At 62.6% G+C, this 15,782-nt stretch carries 12 protein-coding genes; 6 read left to right on the forward strand and 6 right to left on the reverse strand.

What is annotated here, in order from left to right; genetic code table 11:
* Positions 1-57: 57 nt before the first annotated feature.
* The 5 genes from BLU35_RS29400 to BLU35_RS29420 form a co-directional block, all read right to left on the reverse strand.
* Positions 58-1,461 carry a CehA/McbA family metallohydrolase gene (locus BLU35_RS29400; RefSeq protein ID WP_093235681.1) on the reverse strand — a complete coding sequence of 468 codons (1,404 nt, stop codon included), beginning with the start codon at positions 1,459-1,461 and terminating at the stop codon, positions 58-60.
* A gap of 7 nt (positions 1,462-1,468) precedes the next feature.
* Complete coding sequence (locus BLU35_RS29405) at positions 1,469-2,572, reverse strand: ABC transporter ATP-binding protein (RefSeq protein ID WP_093235682.1); 1,104 nt, start codon at positions 2,570-2,572, stop codon at positions 1,469-1,471.
* Between the two features lie 13 nt (positions 2,573-2,585).
* Entirely contained in the window at positions 2,586-3,416 is an 831-nt protein-coding gene (locus BLU35_RS29410; protein ID WP_065373233.1) for a carbohydrate ABC transporter permease, read from the reverse strand.
* Positions 3,416-4,324 carry a carbohydrate ABC transporter permease gene (locus BLU35_RS29415; protein WP_093235683.1) on the reverse strand — a complete coding sequence of 303 codons (909 nt, stop codon included), beginning with the start codon at positions 4,322-4,324 and terminating at the stop codon, positions 3,416-3,418. Before BLU35_RS29415 ends, BLU35_RS29410 begins: the two co-directional genes overlap by 1 nt.
* Positions 4,325-4,440: 116 nt before the next feature.
* Positions 4,441-5,802, reverse strand: a complete 1,362-nt coding sequence (locus tag BLU35_RS29420) for an extracellular solute-binding protein (RefSeq protein WP_093235684.1) — start codon at positions 5,800-5,802, stop codon at positions 4,441-4,443.
* Positions 5,803-6,032: 230 nt separating this feature from the next.
* Between BLU35_RS29420 and BLU35_RS29425 the strand changes: the two genes are divergently transcribed.
* Both BLU35_RS29425 and BLU35_RS29430 read left to right on the forward strand, forming a co-directional pair.
* Positions 6,033-7,073, forward strand: a complete 1,041-nt coding sequence (locus BLU35_RS29425; protein WP_093235686.1) for a LacI family DNA-binding transcriptional regulator — start codon at positions 6,033-6,035, stop codon at positions 7,071-7,073.
* An 11-nt stretch (positions 7,074-7,084) separates the two neighbouring features.
* Positions 7,085-9,019 (forward strand): DUF5054 domain-containing protein, encoded by a 1,935-nt coding sequence (locus tag BLU35_RS29430; RefSeq protein WP_093235687.1) that lies wholly within the window; start codon positions 7,085-7,087, stop codon positions 9,017-9,019.
* A gap of 15 nt (positions 9,020-9,034) precedes the next feature.
* On the opposite strand, the gene BLU35_RS29435 is transcribed toward BLU35_RS29430, so the two are convergent.
* On the reverse strand, positions 9,035-10,384 hold the full coding sequence (locus BLU35_RS29435; protein ID WP_093235689.1) for an adenylate/guanylate cyclase domain-containing protein: 1,350 nt from the start codon (positions 10,382-10,384) through the stop codon (positions 9,035-9,037).
* A 350-nt stretch (positions 10,385-10,734) separates the two neighbouring features.
* Between BLU35_RS29435 and urtA the strand changes: the two genes are divergently transcribed.
* The 4 genes from urtA (at position 10,735) to urtD (ending at position 15,750) form a co-directional block, all read left to right on the forward strand.
* Positions 10,735-12,027 carry an urea ABC transporter substrate-binding protein gene (gene urtA / locus BLU35_RS29440; protein ID WP_093235690.1) on the forward strand — a complete coding sequence of 431 codons (1,293 nt, stop codon included), beginning with the start codon at positions 10,735-10,737 and terminating at the stop codon, positions 12,025-12,027.
* 179 nt (positions 12,028-12,206) lie between these two features.
* Positions 12,207-13,823 carry an urea ABC transporter permease subunit UrtB gene (gene urtB, locus BLU35_RS29445; protein WP_093235692.1) on the forward strand — a complete coding sequence of 539 codons (1,617 nt, stop codon included), beginning with the start codon at positions 12,207-12,209 and terminating at the stop codon, positions 13,821-13,823.
* A complete protein-coding gene (gene urtC, locus BLU35_RS29450; RefSeq protein WP_093235693.1) occupies positions 13,820-14,980 on the forward strand; it encodes an urea ABC transporter permease subunit UrtC in 1,161 nt (386 codons plus the stop codon). Before urtB ends, urtC begins: the two co-directional genes overlap by 4 nt.
* Positions 14,981-14,985: 5 nt before the next feature.
* Positions 14,986-15,750: an urea ABC transporter ATP-binding protein UrtD gene (urtD, locus tag BLU35_RS29455; protein ID WP_093235695.1), complete on the forward strand. Its 765-nt coding sequence runs from the start codon at positions 14,986-14,988 to the stop codon at positions 15,748-15,750.
* Positions 15,751-15,782: the final 32 nt, after the last annotated feature.

Genomic DNA, 15,782 nt, shown 5'->3' on the forward strand with positions numbered 1-15,782 from the left:
ATAGGGATAGCCGAATGCGGTGATCCGGGCGCATTTGAGGTCTGATGGCCTCGGCGGTCAGGCGGGGCTGCAATAAACTGGATTGCTGATGGCGCGGCGAACCGCGCGCTGCGCGAGATCGTCATTGGAGAGTTGCCACGGCAGGCTATTTCCGGGCAGCGCCTCGCGGAAAGCAGCGACGATGGCGTCTCGGCTCGCGACAGCAACGATCTCAGCACGCAGGAAAAGAGAAGGCGAACCGGTGCAGCGCCCAGTCCAGTCGTCGGCTTCGATTGTTTGTTCGCCAATAATGCCCGAGGCGTCGAGCCATACGAGTTTGTCGCCCTTGGCGCCGCGAACCAAAGCCTCTGCCGCAACTTGCCCGGTGACGGTCGATCCCATGGGCTGGCCGTTGGCGGTGAGTTCCAGATGCGGTCCCGTTGGGCCTTCGGTGACATAGCAGTGGCCGGATTTCATCGCGCCGAGCACGGCCTCTTCCGAAAGTTCTTCGAGAAAGAGCACCGTCGTCGGGCGGGCGAGCACCAGGGGGCCCTCCGGCATCAATCGCGCCGGCTGATGGAAGTCGCTGCCGCCGATCGCCGAGATCTTCAGACCGGAGGCGAGCCGCTGCTGGTAGCGCTCGAGCGATACCCAGTTCCAGGCAAGCCAATGGGATTGCCAGACCTCCATGCAGTCGATCTTAGGCAGATCGTAATCCCAGGGGATGGTCGGCTTGTCGTGGTTGACCGAGAGCAGGCCGCCGCGCTCATGCACGAGACGTTCGAGCGTATGGGCGTGCTCGGGTCTCGTCATGCGGAAATCGATCCAGTCGTCGACGCCGAAGACATTGGCGTGGCCGACGGCGGTGGTGATTTCCATGGCGCGGATGAAGACGAGGTCGGCGGAGGAATGCGGATGGAAGTAGCGCCGCTGGGTGATGGTGTTGTGGTCGGCGGCCGCAAGAAAATCGAGACCCGCCTGTTTGGCGGCGGCGTGCAGCAGTTCGGGCGAGCCAGCCGCATCCGAGTGGAAGGTGTGGCAGTGCAGATCGCCGCGATACCATCCGGACTGTTTGCGTACGGGGAACGTTCTTTCCGGCTGCGGCACGATGGAGCGCGGGCTTCTGTCGAAATCGACCGTCACGCGAACCTCGGCGCCTTCTTCGGGGATCTTGTAGAGGCCGAGCATGACCTTCCACTGGCCGGGCGGCATCTCGCCGTGAATGTAGCCGGGCGTGGCGTCGTCGGTGGCGATGAAGAAACGGTCACGCGCGCCACCGCTCCAGCCGCGAAAACCTTGGCTGGTCGGATACTCGGTCGCCCGCGGATCAAGCGCGCCGAGATCGATGATGCATGCCTCTGACTTCGGATAGCTGAGCGTCGCGTCGATGCGCGTTACACCTTCGGGCACCTCGAAGGGCAGATAGAAATAGGGATCGGCAGCCTGATGCTTACGGGTGATCCGCACCGAAAATTCCTGCATGGCGGCCTCAGCGTTCGTCTGCCGCGGGAATGCGGGCGCCGCTATCGTCGAAGAGGGTGATGTGCCTGGCGTCGAAGGCGAGATGGACTGAGGTTCCGACCTTGATCTCGTCGTCGGTGAAGATGCGCGCGGTGACGCGACCGTTGTCGCCGCGCTCCAACGTGACGAGGCTTTCCGGCCCCATGTTTTCGTTGGCGAAGAGTTCGCCGGAAACCACATTCTGGTCGCCTGCCGCGGCGATGCGCAGATGCTCTGGTCTGATGCCGAGCGTCATCCTGCCGGCCCTCGCCGCCTTGGCGATGCCGTCGGTAAGTTCGATCGGTGCGAGCTGCAGGCCGTCGGCGCGCAGATGCAGCGCGCCGTCGCCTACGGACGCCTCGACCGGAACCAGGTTCATCGGCGGGTTGCCGACGAAATTGGCGACGAAAGTGGTCGCCGGCCGGCGATAAATCTCGATCGGCGGAGCGAATTGCACGATCCGTCCCTTATCCATGACGGCGATGCGGGTTGCGAGCGCCATGGCTTCGGCCTGGTCGTGGGTGACGTAGACGGCGGTCATGCCCATGTCGCGCTGCAGATGGTTGAGAAAGCCGCGGGCTTCGAGGCGCAGCTTGGCATCGAGGTTCGAAAGCGGCTCGTCGAAGAGATAGACTTCGCTCGGGTACACCAACGCACGCGCCAGCGACGTGCGCTGCTGCTGGCCGCCGGAAATCTGGCTCGGCAACCGCTTCAGGAGATCGCCGATCTTTAAGACGTCGGCCACCTCCTTGGCGCGGGCGTGGCGCTTGGTCTCCTGCTCGCCGCGCACCTTCAAGGGATAGGCGATGTTGTCGGCGATGTTCATGTGCGGATAGAGCGCATAATCCTGAAAGACCATGGAAATGCCGCGGTCCTTCGGATGCAGGTAGGTAACGTCCCTGCCGCCGATCATCACCCGGCCGGAGCTCGGCGTTTCAAGGCCGGCGATCATGCGGAGACTGGTCGTCTTGCCGCAGCCCGACGGGCCGAGCAGGCAGATGAACTCGCCGTCAGCGATCTGGAAACTGATATCGGGCACCGCGACGAAAGCGCCGAAGGTCTTGGAGATGTTCTGGAATTCGACAGAGGCCATGGCGGGTTTCCGATTACGACTTGATGCCACCGAAGAACCGGAAACCGAATTTCCAATTCACGAAGAGATAGAGGGCGATGACCGGCAGCGAATAGATCAGCGAATAGGCGGCGAGCAGTGTGACGATCGGCGTTCCGGCTTCCGAATAGAACGAGTAGATGGCGACCGAGGCAGGCATCAGCTTGTCGCTGCGCAACAGGATGAAGGGGATCAGGAAGCTGCCCCAGATGTTGACGAAGGCCCAGACGACGACCACGACGATGCCGGGCCGAATGACCGGCAGCGCGACATCGAAAAAGGCCTGGAGCGGCGAAGCGCCCGCAACCATGGCACTTTCCTCATAGGAGCGCGGAATGGCGTCGATGAAGTCCCTGAGGATGAACATCGCCGTCGGCAGCAGGCCGCCGGCAAAGACGAGGATGACGGCGAGATGGGTGTCGATCAGGCCCGCGGCCGAGATGATCAGGAAGATCGGCACCATCGCCGCCGAGCCTGAAACCACTGACGAGAACAACAGCAGGATATAGGTGACGGCGCCCTTGCCCGGGATCGGCGAGCGCGACAGCGCATAGGCCGCAAGCGTTGCCGCCCCACCGACCAGCACAACGCCGCCTGCTGCCTGGATGAGGCTGTTGAGCAAAGCCTGCATCGCGAAGGTGTTCTGGAAGACGGTGGTGAAGTTCGACAATGTGAAGGGCGAGGGGATGGCAAGCCCGAGTTCGGCGCGCGCATTGAACGGCGCAAAGACGAACCAGACGAGCGGCAGCGCAAAGACAGTGCCGAGGAAGGTGGCGGCAGCGGAGAAGACCGTGCGCCTTACGAAGATGTTGGGAGCTTTGCGCATCATTCCGCCTCCACCGGCTTCCTGTGGGCAAGGCGGAGGTAGACGAGCGCGAATGCCAGGTTGATCAGCATGATGACGACGCCGACGGCAGCACCCTTGCCGAACTCGAAATCCTTGAAGGCGATGCGGTAGGTGTAGATCGAGAGAATCTCGGTGCGGTAGGACGGACCGCCGTGGGTGAGCAGGAACGGCGTGAAGACGTTGAAGGTCCACATGGTGATGAGAATGAGATCGGTGACGACATGACCGCGGATCAGCGGCAACGCGATGTCGCGCAGCTTCTGCCACGAGGTGGCGCCCGCGACATCGGCTGCCTGGAAATAACTCGGCGGGATCGACTGGAAGGCCGAATTAAACAGCATCATCGAGAAGGCGGCGCCCCGCCAGGTGTTGAAGAACACGATCACCCAGAACGGTTGTTGCAGCAGCCAATCGCCCGGCGGCAGACCGAGGCCGCGCAGGATCATGTTGAGCGTGCCGTTGTCGTAATCGAGGAACGCGAACCAGGCAAAGCCGATCACCACCTCCGGCAGGATCCAGGCGGCGATGACCGCGGTCTGCAGGAAGGATTTGAGCGTCGGCGTGACCGTCTGGCTGAGCCAGGCGAGCAGCAGCCCGAGCAGCGCCTGGCCGATCAGCGCCGAGAGCAGCACGAACTGGATCGTCAGGATCAGCGAAAACCCGAACTGGCCGCGGGTAAAGAAGGTCGCCGGATTGAAGAGCGCGAAATAGTTCTGCAGGCCGACGAAATCGGGGTCGACGGCCGTGCGGCCGAGCAGTGTGCGGTTGGTGAAGGAAACGAAGATCACCCAGAAGAAGGGAACGATGACGAAGACCCCGACGAGGGCCGTGGCCGGTGCCAGGAAAAGCGCGCCGGCGCGCGTCGAAAGCAGGGAGAATTTCTTCATGCGCGTTTCATGCCCATATCCTGGATCGGGAGCCCGGCCACGGATGGCAGCCGGGCGCTCTGTCGTTGGATCGAAGCGGGATGAGGGCCCCGTTGCGGCCACATCCCGCATTGGCTTTAGAGCGTGCTGACGGTGTTTTCTTCGCCGACGATGGCGATGACGGCCGCCTTGTACTGGGCCATCGCGTCCTCGGGCGAGAGCTCGCCGGAAACGACGCTTTCGGTCATGCGCTGGATCTCGGTCGAGACCTTGTTGTAATTGGCGTCGTTCGGACGGGCCGTGGTGATCGGCAGCAGCGTCGTTGCCGTTTCCGTCAGGAACGGCGAGTTCGGGATCGCCACGTCGTCGCGGATACGGATGGCCGGCTGGATTTCCTGGAACGCGTCGAGCTGCTCCTTGCTGTTCATGAACGAGAGCAGCGCCCAGGATTCGGCAGGCGCGTCCGTATGCGGATTGATGACGAAGCCGGTGCCGCCGGACATCGTGACGAAATCCTGGCCGCGTAAGCCCTTTCCGGGTGCTGCGGCGGGCATCTTCTTCCAGGTCATGGTGTTGTCGCGATCGGCGACGGCGAATTCGGCGCCGGGTGCTGTGACCGAGCGATAGAACCAGTCGCCCTCGACGAGCATCGCAGTCTTGCCATCGCGGAAATTGGCGAAGGTGCGGTTGCGGCCGTCGGCAAGCAGCTGCGCGCGCTGGTCGCCGAGCTTGTCGTCGACATAGATGGTCTTGTAGAGCTTCAGCGTGTCGAGGATGCCCTGGCTCGACACGATATATTTGCCGCTGTCGTCGGTGACCTGTTCGCCGGTGCCGAGCAGCGCCATCCAGTAGCCCTGCATCGTGGTCGCCTCGCCCATGGAGACGCCGGCGTTGAGCTGCAACGGGAAGCTGTCGGGGGCGGCCGCCTTGATCTTGCGGGCGGCGTCGAGTAACTCATCCCAGGACTTCGGCTGCCAGCTGTCGGCATCGAGGCCGGCCGACTTGAACAGGTCCTTGCGCACGAAGATCATGCGGGCGTCGGTGCCGAGCGCGATGCCATAGGGCTTGCCCTGGTAGCTCATCAGCGCCTTGGTGCCGTCGGAGATATGCTGCCAGCCCTCCCACTTCGGAACGTCTGGGCCGGCCACTTCCTCGAGCGACTTCAGGAGATTGCCCTGGACGAAGCTCGGGATCAGGAAGCCGTCGAAGCCGGAGACATCAGGGCCGGCGCCGGTGGAGAAATCGAGCGCGAGCTGCTGCGTCAGCTGTTCGTCCTCGCCGCCGAACTGGGTGAGCTTGACGGTGACGTCCTTGCCTTCGGCCTTCATCTTCTCGGTAAAGGCCGGAATGACCTTCTTTTCGATCCACTCGGCCATGCCGCTGTTTACGCCGCCGATGATGCAGCGGCAGGTGATGTTGAGTTCGGTGGCGCTCACCGGCGCGGCAAAGGCGATGGCCGCGGCTGCGCTGAGCAAAAGGGAATGAAACCTGGTACGCATGTTTTCTCCTCCCGGTGGTCCTCATCAAGGACCCATGTGTCTGGCTGCGACAGTCCGGCCCTCCTCCAGGTCCACTGTCCCGACAGGCCAAGAATGAACACGCTTTCATCTTTGTCAACATGGACCATACGTTCTTTCTGCGATTGTTGCGGGAATTCTTATTCCGCTTGACGAATTCGGCGAGTTGCTCTCTTTTGAGATTGAACACGTTTTCATTTTGTGACGGATAGATGAACGAACGCACCGACAAGAAAGCCGCCCGAGCCACCGCAGACCAGGTGGCGCGCGCGGCTAATGTTTCCCGCGTGGCGGTGTCCCGGGCCTTCAACCCGAACGCTTCGCTGAAGCCGGAGAAGCGTGACCGCATCCTGCAAGTGGCGCGCGAATTGAACTATACGCCCGACATGGCGGCGCGCTCGCTGGTGACCGGACGTTCGCACCTCGTCGGCATGATCGTGCCCGACGTCTGCAGTCCCTGGGAGAGCCAGGAGATCGACGCGCTGACGACCGCGCTTCAGGCAGAAGGCTTCGCGACGCTGCTCTTCAAGGTGAAGGCCGATTTCAGCATGGATCCGCGGCTGCTCACCTATATGCGCGGCTTCAATCCGGACTCGGTGATCGCCTTTACCGAGAACATCCTGCCTGATGTGCTCTGTGGTTTTCTCGATCGCGCCGTGCCGATCTACGTCATCTACGACGACGTCGAGCAGTTCGCGGGCGCGGCTTCGGGCACGCTCTACGATCGGCTGCTTGTCCGACAGAAGAACGGCATCGAGCAGGCCGTTGCATTGCTTCAGGGTTACGGCGCGCGCCGCATCGCCTACCTCGGCGGCAAGGCGCAGTCACTCGCCAATGCCGAGCGCGAGCGCACGCTGAAGGAGACGCTCGCCGAACGCGGCATGGATGCGCCGATCGTGCTTGCGGGTGATTACACCTATGACACAGCCTATCAGGCGACGCTCGACCTCTTCCGGATCGGCGATGGTGCGGACGCGATCTTCGCGGCCAACGACGTCGGCGCCTTCGGTGCGATCGACGCGCTGCGCCACGAGCTCGGCCTTTCGGTGCCCGACGACGTCAAGGTCGTCGGTTTCGACGACATCCCGCAGGCGCACTGGAAGAGCTACAACCTCACCACCGTGCGTATCGACCTCGAGGAACGGGTGCGCGCGCTCGTCCGCCTCATCCTCATGCGGCTCAGGGCACCCGATGCCGAGCCGCTTACCGAGACACTCAATACCCGCCTGATCGTGCGGGGCACTGTCGGCTGAAGGTAGCGAACATGACCGAAAAACGCATCCACGTCGTCTTCAAGACCCATCTCGACATCGGCTTCACCGATCACGCCGAGAAGATCCGTAAGCAGTATCACGAGCGGTTCATTCCGCAGGCGATCGAAACCGGTGCGCACTTCTACACCGAGAACCCGAACGAGCCGCAGTTCATCTGGACGACCGGCGCCTGGCTCATCTGGGACCATCTCAACTCACGTTCGAAAGAGGAAGTCGCCCGGCTGGAGCAGGCGATCGAGCGCGGCCTGATCCGCTGGCACGCGCTACCCTTCACCACCCATACTGAGCTGATGTCGCCGGACCTTTTCCGCGCTGGGCTTTCCTATGCGCGGGAGCTTGATCGCCGCTTTGGCCTGAAGACGATCGCTGCCAAGATGACCGACGTGCCCGGTCATACGCTCGGCATGGTGCCGCTGTTGGCCGAGGCCGGCATCCGCTTCCTGCATATCGGCGTGAACTCGGCCTCACCGCCGCCGGAGATCCCTGACGTTTTCCGCTGGCGGGCGCCCGGCGGCGAGGAGATTGTCGTCATGTACCAGCGCTCCTATGGCGAGACCTATTTCCCGGAGGGGATTTCCGACGGACTGAGCTTCGCCCATACGAGCGACAATATCGGACCGCAGAGCGTGTCGCAGACGGCCGAAGCCTATCGCGAGATCCTGAAGCACGAGTCCGGCGCCAGCGTGCGCGCCGCGACGCTTGAGGACTACGGCGCATTGATGTGGGAAGCGCGCGAGCGCTTCCCGGTCGTGGAAAAGGAACTCGGCGATAGCTGGATCCACGGCAGCGGCACCGATCCGGAAAAGATCTCCCGCTATCTCGCACTGCAGCGGCTCTACGGTCGCTTCGCTGAGGAGCGGATGACGGCGAGCCGTCAGGCCTTCGGGCGCAAGCTGGCGCTGGTTGCCGAACACACCTGCGGCGTCGATATCAAGTCTTTCCTGCGCGACGAAAAGGCCTGGGCGCGCCCGGCTTTCGAGGCGGCGCGAAAGACGGATCCTCGTTTCCACTATACGGAGGCATCCTGGGCGGAGCAGCGCGCCTATCTCGACCAGGCCGTTGCGGAGCTGGATGCGGAGGATGCCGCGCGCGCCGAAGCGGCGCTTGCCGAGCTTGCCGTCCCGGCGCTGCCTGAACCCGGCAGTGTTGCAGCAAGACTTGAAGTTGGCGGCTGGGTCATCGACCTCGATCCGGTAACGGGCGACGTTGCCGCGCTGACAGCGCCAGACGGCCGGTCGATCCGCGGCGCCAACGGTTCGCTGATCGCCTATCGCTACGAAAGTTATGATGCCGGCGATGTGCGCCGTCACATGGATACCTACCTGACGCATTGGATGGACTGGGCGGTGCTCGATCATGACAAGCCCGGGCTTGCCCAGGTCGCGGAGGCCCGTTCGCAAACCTATTCACCCAAGCTTCGGGGCACAACGGCGACGTCGATCGTCGCGGCAATGCCGGCCGAGGCGGTCGAGCAATTCGGCTCGCCGGCTGAAATCGCACTGGACTTTTCAGTCGGAGACACGGGCCTGGAAATCCGGCTGACGCTCTACGGCAAGAATGCCAACCGTATCCCGGAAGCAAGTTTCCTGTCGTTCACGCCCGAGGGCCGTTCCGCATGGAGCGTGCGCAAAATGGGCCTGTGGCACGCGACCGACAATTTCGCCCGTGCCGGCGGTGCCCAACTTCAGGCGGTCACGGCTGTCCGCGGGCGAACGGAAGAGCGCACAGAACTTTTGGTCGAGAACCTCGACACGCCGCTCGCCGCACCTCAGACCTGGCCGTTCATGGCCTTCTGCAAGGATCTACCCGACTACTCCGAAGGGGTTCGCTTCAACATCCACAACAACAAGTGGGGCACCAACTTTCCCATGTGGTGGGGCGGCGATTTCACCACACGCTTCAAGCTCAGCCTCGGTGGCCGGTAAGCGACGAGGCATGGACTATCCCGGGCGGGTGTCGGTATCGTTTGATTGGAAAACCGGTCCCCTGAGAGCGGTTTGCATGGTGCCGCTCTCATAGGGGGACGTCGACGCGGCGGACATGCCGCCGGCGTGGCGGGGCAAATACCAGACATCGACAGGGACCCTGCGGCCGGGTAGCGAGACGTCGTTCTGCGCCACCCAGTTGGCGGGCGGAACGGGGGCCCCGAGGCGCGCCATCAGCGCGGCCGATACCACCAAAGGCGCGTCGAGCGATTTGGACAGGCTTTCCAGGCGCTGGGCGACATTGACCGCATCGCCGATCACGGTGAATTCGCTGTGGCAACCGCTGTCGAGCACACCGCCGACCACCTTGCCGTGATGCAGGCCGATGCCGGCATCGAGGGCGGGGTGGCCGTTTAGCGCATTGTGGTTCTTCCAGTCGTTGAGCGCGTCGACGAGATCAAGCGCGCAGGCCATCGCCCGGTCTGCGTCGTCGTCCATGGGCCTCGGCTGGCCGAAGACGGCCATCACACCGTCGCCAATGAATTTGTCCACCGTGCCGCCATGCTCGAAGATCGTCTGCGAGACGAGCTGACGATACTCCGCCAGGACCAAGGCGAGTTCAGGAGCAGGGGCTGTCTCGGAAAATAGGGTGAAATCGCGCAGGTCGACGAACATGATCGCAGCGTCTCGGCGTTCGAGGCCGAGCGCATCGCCTTTTTCCTGCAGCGCCGAGACCACCAGCGGCGAGAAAAACCGGGAGAGGTTCTGGCGTCGTTGATCCGCTTTCAGCGCCTCCTTTCGGGTGCGGTCGTGATCGCGCGCGAGAAGATAGATGGCAAAGGCAGTGAAACCGAAGCTGACAGTCAGGCCGAGATCCTGGTTGAAGAACGACCCGAGCAGGGAAAGCGTGCCGGCGGCCTGATGCCTCGCGGCGGTCGTTGCGAGCATCGCCACCCAGGCAACGAGCACGATGCTTGAAAAGATGAGCACGAGCCGACGTTCGAGCTGCAGGCCGACATGGACGAGCAGGATAAAGGCGACGACCAGGCCCGTGGTCGTCAGATTGTGGTTTTCCGTTACCGGCCCGGCGAGGATGTGTGCATAGAGCAGCAGCGCGACCAACAGGGCGTCGAGGACCACGAAAAAGGTCTTCAGCCTCGAACGGCCAGGCAGGTAGCGGGCCGTCGCCACGGAGGCGATGCTGATCGCGAGATAGCTGACGACGACGATCGCGTGCATCCGTTCTGCGCCCTCGTTGCCGCCGAGCAGGAGGTTTGCGAGCAGGATGGCGAAAGCGACGAAGCGAAGCAGGATCGAACGCATCTCGCGGGCGAAGTCCCAATGGGAATGCAATGAAGACGTCATGCCTGTCGGCCCCGAGATTTGAAACACCCTGCCCTCGGCGCAAGCACGACCGTTGCTGTCGTTGCCAGCCTTTGCTGACAGTCGATTCACGTCGATTCCGTGACGCGATCGCTCGGTCCGATGCCGTTGGCTTGTCCGTTTCTAGAGCTTCCAACGGTGGTAAGGTCAAGCATGACGGCGCAATTGTGCGTGAGCTTCGGCCTTCCCATCGTCGGCCGTTCCTCTTTGCCCCCGGCGCCTACGTAGAATGACGTATGTGCAGTGCAGCGTGGCTGTCCGATGATCCCCTCAAGCAACGGCTAAAAAGCACCGAAAGCCCAGTTGCTCCAGAACGAGAGGGGTTCCATCAGATGAATATCAAGGCAAGCGTCACCGGCGCATTCCTGGCTGCCGTCCTGTCGACGACGGCGTTCAACGGCGCCTTCGCCGCCGATGACACGATCAAGGTCGGCATCCTGCATTCGCTTTCCGGCACCATGGCGATCTCCGAGACGACGCTGAAAGATGCCATGCTGATGCTGATCGACGAGCAGAACAAGAAGGGCGGCCTGCTCGGCAAAAAACTTGAAGCCGTCGTCGTCGACCCGGCGTCCGACTGGCCGCTCTTTGCCGAAAAGGCGCGCGAGCTGGTCTCGGTCGACAAGGTTTCGGCGGTCTTTGGCTGCTGGACCTCGGTATCGCGCAAGTCGGTGCTGCCGGTGTTTGAAGAACTGAATTCGATCCTCTTCTATCCGGTCCAGTACGAGGGCGAGGAAAGCCAGCGCAACGTCTTCTATACCGGTGCCGCGCCGAACCAGCAGGCGATCCCGGCCGTCGATTATCTGATGGCGAACGAAAGCGTCGAGCGCTGGGTGCTCGCCGGCACCGACTATGTCTATCCGCGCACGACCAACAAGATCCTCGAGGCCTATCTGATCTCCAAGGGCGTGAAGCCCGAAGACATCATGATCAACTACACGCCCTTCGGTCACTCCGATTGGCAGACGATCGTTTCCGACATCAAGAAGTTCGGTTCGGCCGGCAAGAAGACCGCCGTCGTCTCGACCATCAACGGGGACGCCAACGTACCCTTCTACAAGGAACTGGCGAACCAGGGCGTGAAGGCCGAGGATATCCCGGTCGTCGCCTTCTCGGTTGGCGAAGAGGAACTCGCCGGCCTCGATACCACGCCGCTGGTCGGACATCTCGCGGCGTGGAACTATTTCCAGTCGGTCGACACACCGGCCAATGCCGAGTTCATCAAAACCTGGAAGGTCTATACCAAGAACGACAAGCGCGTGACCAACGACCCGATGGAAGCGCATTATATCGGCTTCAACATGTGGCTGAAGGCCGTCGAGAAGGCCGGCACCACCGATACGGATAAGGTCCTCGACGCGATGATAGGCGTTTCCGTGCCGAACCTTTCGGGCGGCTATTCGACGATGATGCCGAACCACCACATTACCAAGCCGGTGCTGATCGGCGAGATCCAGGGCGATGGCCAGTTCGAGACCGTCTGGGAAACCCCCGGGCTCGTCGTCGGCGACGAATGGTCCGACTATCTGCCCGACTCCAAGGACCTGATCTCCGATTGGCGCGCGCCGATGTCGTGCGGCAACTTCAACGTCGCCACCGGCAAATGCGGCGGCAAAGGCTCCTGATTTCGTCACCGAGTCATAGACCGGGCGGGCAGTCCGCCCGGCCAATCCTTGCATGACGAAATCCGGGGGCAAGCATCCCTCCGTCCGATGATGCGGCCGGGCGGAGGGATCTTAACGTGAAATCCTCGACCGAAACGCCCGTCGCCCACGCGACACGGCAAGACCCGAGCGAGAGGGTAATGTACCGAATTCTGCAGATCCTGTTTGTTGCGCTGTGCCTGTTGATATCGACCCACGTGGTCGGTCTGCGTGCGGCGGACGACCTTGGCGCGCTGGTCGACCAGCTCGGCGCCGCGAAACTCTCGGATATGGACGAGCGGATCTCGGCGCTCGCCAAGACCGGCAATGTCAAAGTCATTCCCGTGTTGGAGGCGTTGGGCGAGGGGGAACTCTACCAGCGCAAGTCCGACGGCAAGGTCTTCCTCGTCAAGGCGCAAGGCGCGGACCTGTTGCTCGTCGATCCCGCGACAGGCATGGAAGCCGGCGAAGCGCCGAAAGCGGCGATGCAGAAGGTCAAGGTCAACAATGCCGTGCGCCGCGCGGTTCGTAGCGCGCTCGGCGGCCTGACCCTTTTCAGCGATGACGCCGGGGCCCGACTGAAGGCGGCGCAGTCGATGCTGCAGACGCCGGATGCCGATGCGCTCGATGCGATCGAGACGGCCATTGCGACCGAAAAGGATGCAACAGTTCGCAGGGTTCTCGACGAGGCGAGAGCCGTGACGCTCCTCCTGTCGGAGCGAGGCGACGATGAAAAGCGCCAGGCGATAACACTCCTTGCCGAGGGCAATGGGCGCAACGGGCTTGCCGTTCTGACATCCGCGCTGGCCACTGCCGATGCTTCCCTCAAACCCGATATCGAGGCGGCGATCGCCCGCATCGAACAGACCCAGGCGCTTTGGAGCGCCGGCCAGAATGTCTGGTACGGCCTGTCGCTCGGCTCCGTTCTGCTGCTGGCGGCGATCGGGCTTGCCATCACCTTCGGCGTCATGGGCATCATCAACATGGCCCATGGCGAGATGGTCATGCTCGGCGCCTACACGACCTTCATGGTGCAGGAGGTCGTGCGCAATTCCTATCCCGCGCTTTTTGACTGGTCGCTGGCGATCGCCTTGCCGCTTGCCTTTCTCGTCACCGGGGCCGTCGGCCTTGCAATCGAACGCGGCGTCATTCGTTTCCTCTATGGCCGCCCGCTGGAAACCCTGCTTGCCACCTGGGGCTTGTCGCTGATCCTGCAGCAGTCGGTGCGCTCGATCTTCGGGCCGACCAACCGTGAGGTCGGCAATCCCTCCTGGATGTCCGGCGCCTTCGATCTCGGCGGGCTGACGATCACCTGGAACCGGCTGTGGATCATCGTCTTTGCGCTGGCCGTCTTTGCCGCTCTGCTGTTCCTGTTGAAACGGACATCGATGGGCCTGCGGATGCGGGCCGTGACTCAGAACCGTCGCATGGCATCATCCATGGGCATCCGCACGCCCTTGGTCGACGCTCTGACCTTTGCACTCGGCTCCGGCATCGCTGGCATGGCAGGAGTGGCGCTGTCGCAGATCGACAATGTCTCGCCCAATCTCGGCCAGGGTTACATCATCGACAGCTTCATGGTCGTCGTCTTCGGCGGGGTCGGCAATCTCTGGGGCACGCTTGTCGGCGCCTTCTCGCTCGGCATCCTCAACAAGTTCCTCGAGCCCTATGCCGGCGCCGTGCTCGGCAAGATCCTCGTGCTCGTGTTGATCATCCTGTTCATCCAGAAGAAACCGCGCGGGCTCTTCGCACTCAAGGGAAGGGCGGTCGAAGCATGATCACCTCGTTTCTGATGAAATCGCTGGACCGCAGCATCCTCGTCGTCGTGGCGATCCTTGTCGGCTTGGCCATCCTCGTTCCGGCGCTCAACCTTTTGACGCCGCCCGACCATCCGCTGCACGTGCCGACCTACCTGGTCTCGCTGTTCGGCAAGTATCTTACCTATGCGCTGCTGGCGCTGGCGCTCGATCTTGTCTGGGGCTTCTGCGGCATTCTTTCGCTTGGGCATGCCGCTTTTTTCGCGCTCGGGAGCTATGCCATGGGCATGTATCTCATGCGCCAGATCGGCGCGCGCGGCTCCTACGGCAATCCGCTGCTGCCGGATTTCATGGTGTTCCTCAATTGGAAGGAGCTGCCCTGGTTCTGGTATGGTTTCGACATGTTCTGGTTCGCCGCACTGATGGTGGTGCTGGTTCCGGGCTTACTTGCCTTCGTCTTCGGCTGGTTCGCCTTCCGCTCGCGCGTCAACGGCGTCTATCTCTCGATCATCACCCAGGCGATGACTTATGCGCTGCTGCTCGCCTTCTTCCGCAATGATATGGGCTTCGGCGGCAACAACGGGTTGACCGATTTCAAGGATATCCTCGGCTTCAGCATCCAGGCCGACGGTACGCGTGCAGCACTCTTTGCTGCCTCGGCGCTGATGCTGGCGCTCTGCCTCATTCTCACCTCGGCGATCGTGCGTTCCAAATACGGCAAGGTGCTCGTGGCGGTGCGCGATGCGGAGAGCAGGACCCGCTTCCTCGGTTATCGGGTGGAGCACATCAAGCTCTTCGCCTTCACCGTCTCGGCAATGATGGCAGGCATCGCCGGCGCGCTCTACGTGCCACAGGTCGGCATCATCAATCCCGGCGAGTTCGAACCCGGCAATTCGATCGAGGTGGTGATCTGGACGGCGGTTGGCGGGCGCGGCACGCTGATCGGCCCGATCGTCGGCGCCATCCTCGTCAATGGCGGCAAGAGCATATTCACCGCAGCCTTCCCGGAATTCTGGCTCTTCGCGCTCGGCGGTCTTTTCGTGCTCGTCACCCTGTTCCTGCCTAAGGGCGTCGTCGGAACGGCCAGCGCCTATTTCGCCCGCCGGCGTGCTGAGCGTAGGGCGCGGGCGGACGAAACGCCGGACAATCTTGCTGTTGAACCCATGGCGGCGGAGTAGGCGACATGAACCAGACGATCGGCCAGACCAAACCGACCAGCCTTCTCTATCTCGATGGCGTCTCCGTCTCCTTCGACGGCTTCAAGGCGCTGAACGCGCTCTCCTTCGTCATCGAACCCGGCGAACTGCGGGCGATCATCGGCCCGAACGGGGCCGGCAAGACGACGATGATGGACATCATCACCGGCAAGACCCGACCCGACGAGGGGCAGATCTTCTTCAAGGGCGGGATCGACCTGACGAAGAAGGACGAGGCTGAGATCGCCTCGCTCGGCATCGGCCGAAAGTTCCAGAAGCCGACGGTCTTCGAAAGCCATACGGTGTGGGACAATATTGAACTCGCCTTGAACCGAAGACGAGGCGTCTTCGCGACCCTGTTCTATCGGCTGACGGCCGAGGACAAGGCCCGGATCGAGGAAATCCTTGCGACCGTCCGGCTTTCTACGCGTCGCGACGATCTCGCCGCCAACCTTTCGCACGGCCAGAAGCAGTGGCTGGAGATCGGCATGCTGCTTGCCCAGGAGCCGGAACTGCTGCTCGTCGACGAGCCGGTCGCCGGGATGACGGATGCGGAAACGGCCGAGACTGCGGTTCTGCTCAAGGAGATCGCAAAGACCCGATCCGTGGTGGTCGTCGAGCACGACATGGGCTTCATCCGCGAATTGGGGGTCAAGGTTACCTGCCTTGCTGAGGGCGCGGTGCTGGCGGAAGGCTCGATCGACTTCGTCAGCAGCGACCCGAAGGTCATCGAGAACTATCTCGGCCGGTAATGCCCCATCCAGCAAACGTCATAGGAGGGCGC

It is taken from the genome of Sinorhizobium sp. NFACC03, assembly GCF_900103435.1.
Classification (GTDB): Bacteria; Pseudomonadota; Alphaproteobacteria; order Rhizobiales; family Rhizobiaceae; genus Ensifer.

Excerpts from the sequence above, each read along its gene's own strand:
- BLU35_RS29425 (WP_093235686.1), top strand. The coding sequence starts at position 6,033 with ATGAACGAACGCACCGACAAGAAAGCCGCCCGAGCCACCGCAGACCAG.
- BLU35_RS29405 (WP_093235682.1), bottom strand. The coding sequence starts at position 2,572 with ATGGCCTCTGTCGAATTCCAGAACATCTCCAAGACCTTCGGCGCTTTC.
- BLU35_RS29410 (WP_065373233.1), bottom strand. The coding sequence starts at position 3,416 with ATGCGCAAAGCTCCCAACATCTTCGTAAGGCGCACGGTCTTCTCCGCT.
- BLU35_RS29435 (WP_093235689.1), bottom strand. The coding sequence starts at position 10,384 with ATGACGTCTTCATTGCATTCCCATTGGGACTTCGCCCGCGAGATGCGT.
- urtC (WP_093235693.1), top strand. The coding sequence starts at position 13,820 with ATGATCACCTCGTTTCTGATGAAATCGCTGGACCGCAGCATCCTCGTC.
- urtA (WP_093235690.1), top strand. The coding sequence starts at position 10,735 with ATGAATATCAAGGCAAGCGTCACCGGCGCATTCCTGGCTGCCGTCCTG.
- BLU35_RS29430 (WP_093235687.1), top strand. The coding sequence starts at position 7,085 with ATGACCGAAAAACGCATCCACGTCGTCTTCAAGACCCATCTCGACATC.
- BLU35_RS29415 (WP_093235683.1), bottom strand. The coding sequence starts at position 4,324 with ATGAAGAAATTCTCCCTGCTTTCGACGCGCGCCGGCGCGCTTTTCCTG.
- BLU35_RS29400 (WP_093235681.1), bottom strand. The coding sequence starts at position 1,461 with ATGCAGGAATTTTCGGTGCGGATCACCCGTAAGCATCAGGCTGCCGAT.
- urtD (WP_093235695.1), top strand. The coding sequence starts at position 14,986 with ATGAACCAGACGATCGGCCAGACCAAACCGACCAGCCTTCTCTATCTC.
- BLU35_RS29420 (WP_093235684.1), bottom strand. The coding sequence starts at position 5,802 with ATGCGTACCAGGTTTCATTCCCTTTTGCTCAGCGCAGCCGCGGCCATC.
- urtB (WP_093235692.1), top strand. The coding sequence starts at position 12,207 with ATGTACCGAATTCTGCAGATCCTGTTTGTTGCGCTGTGCCTGTTGATA.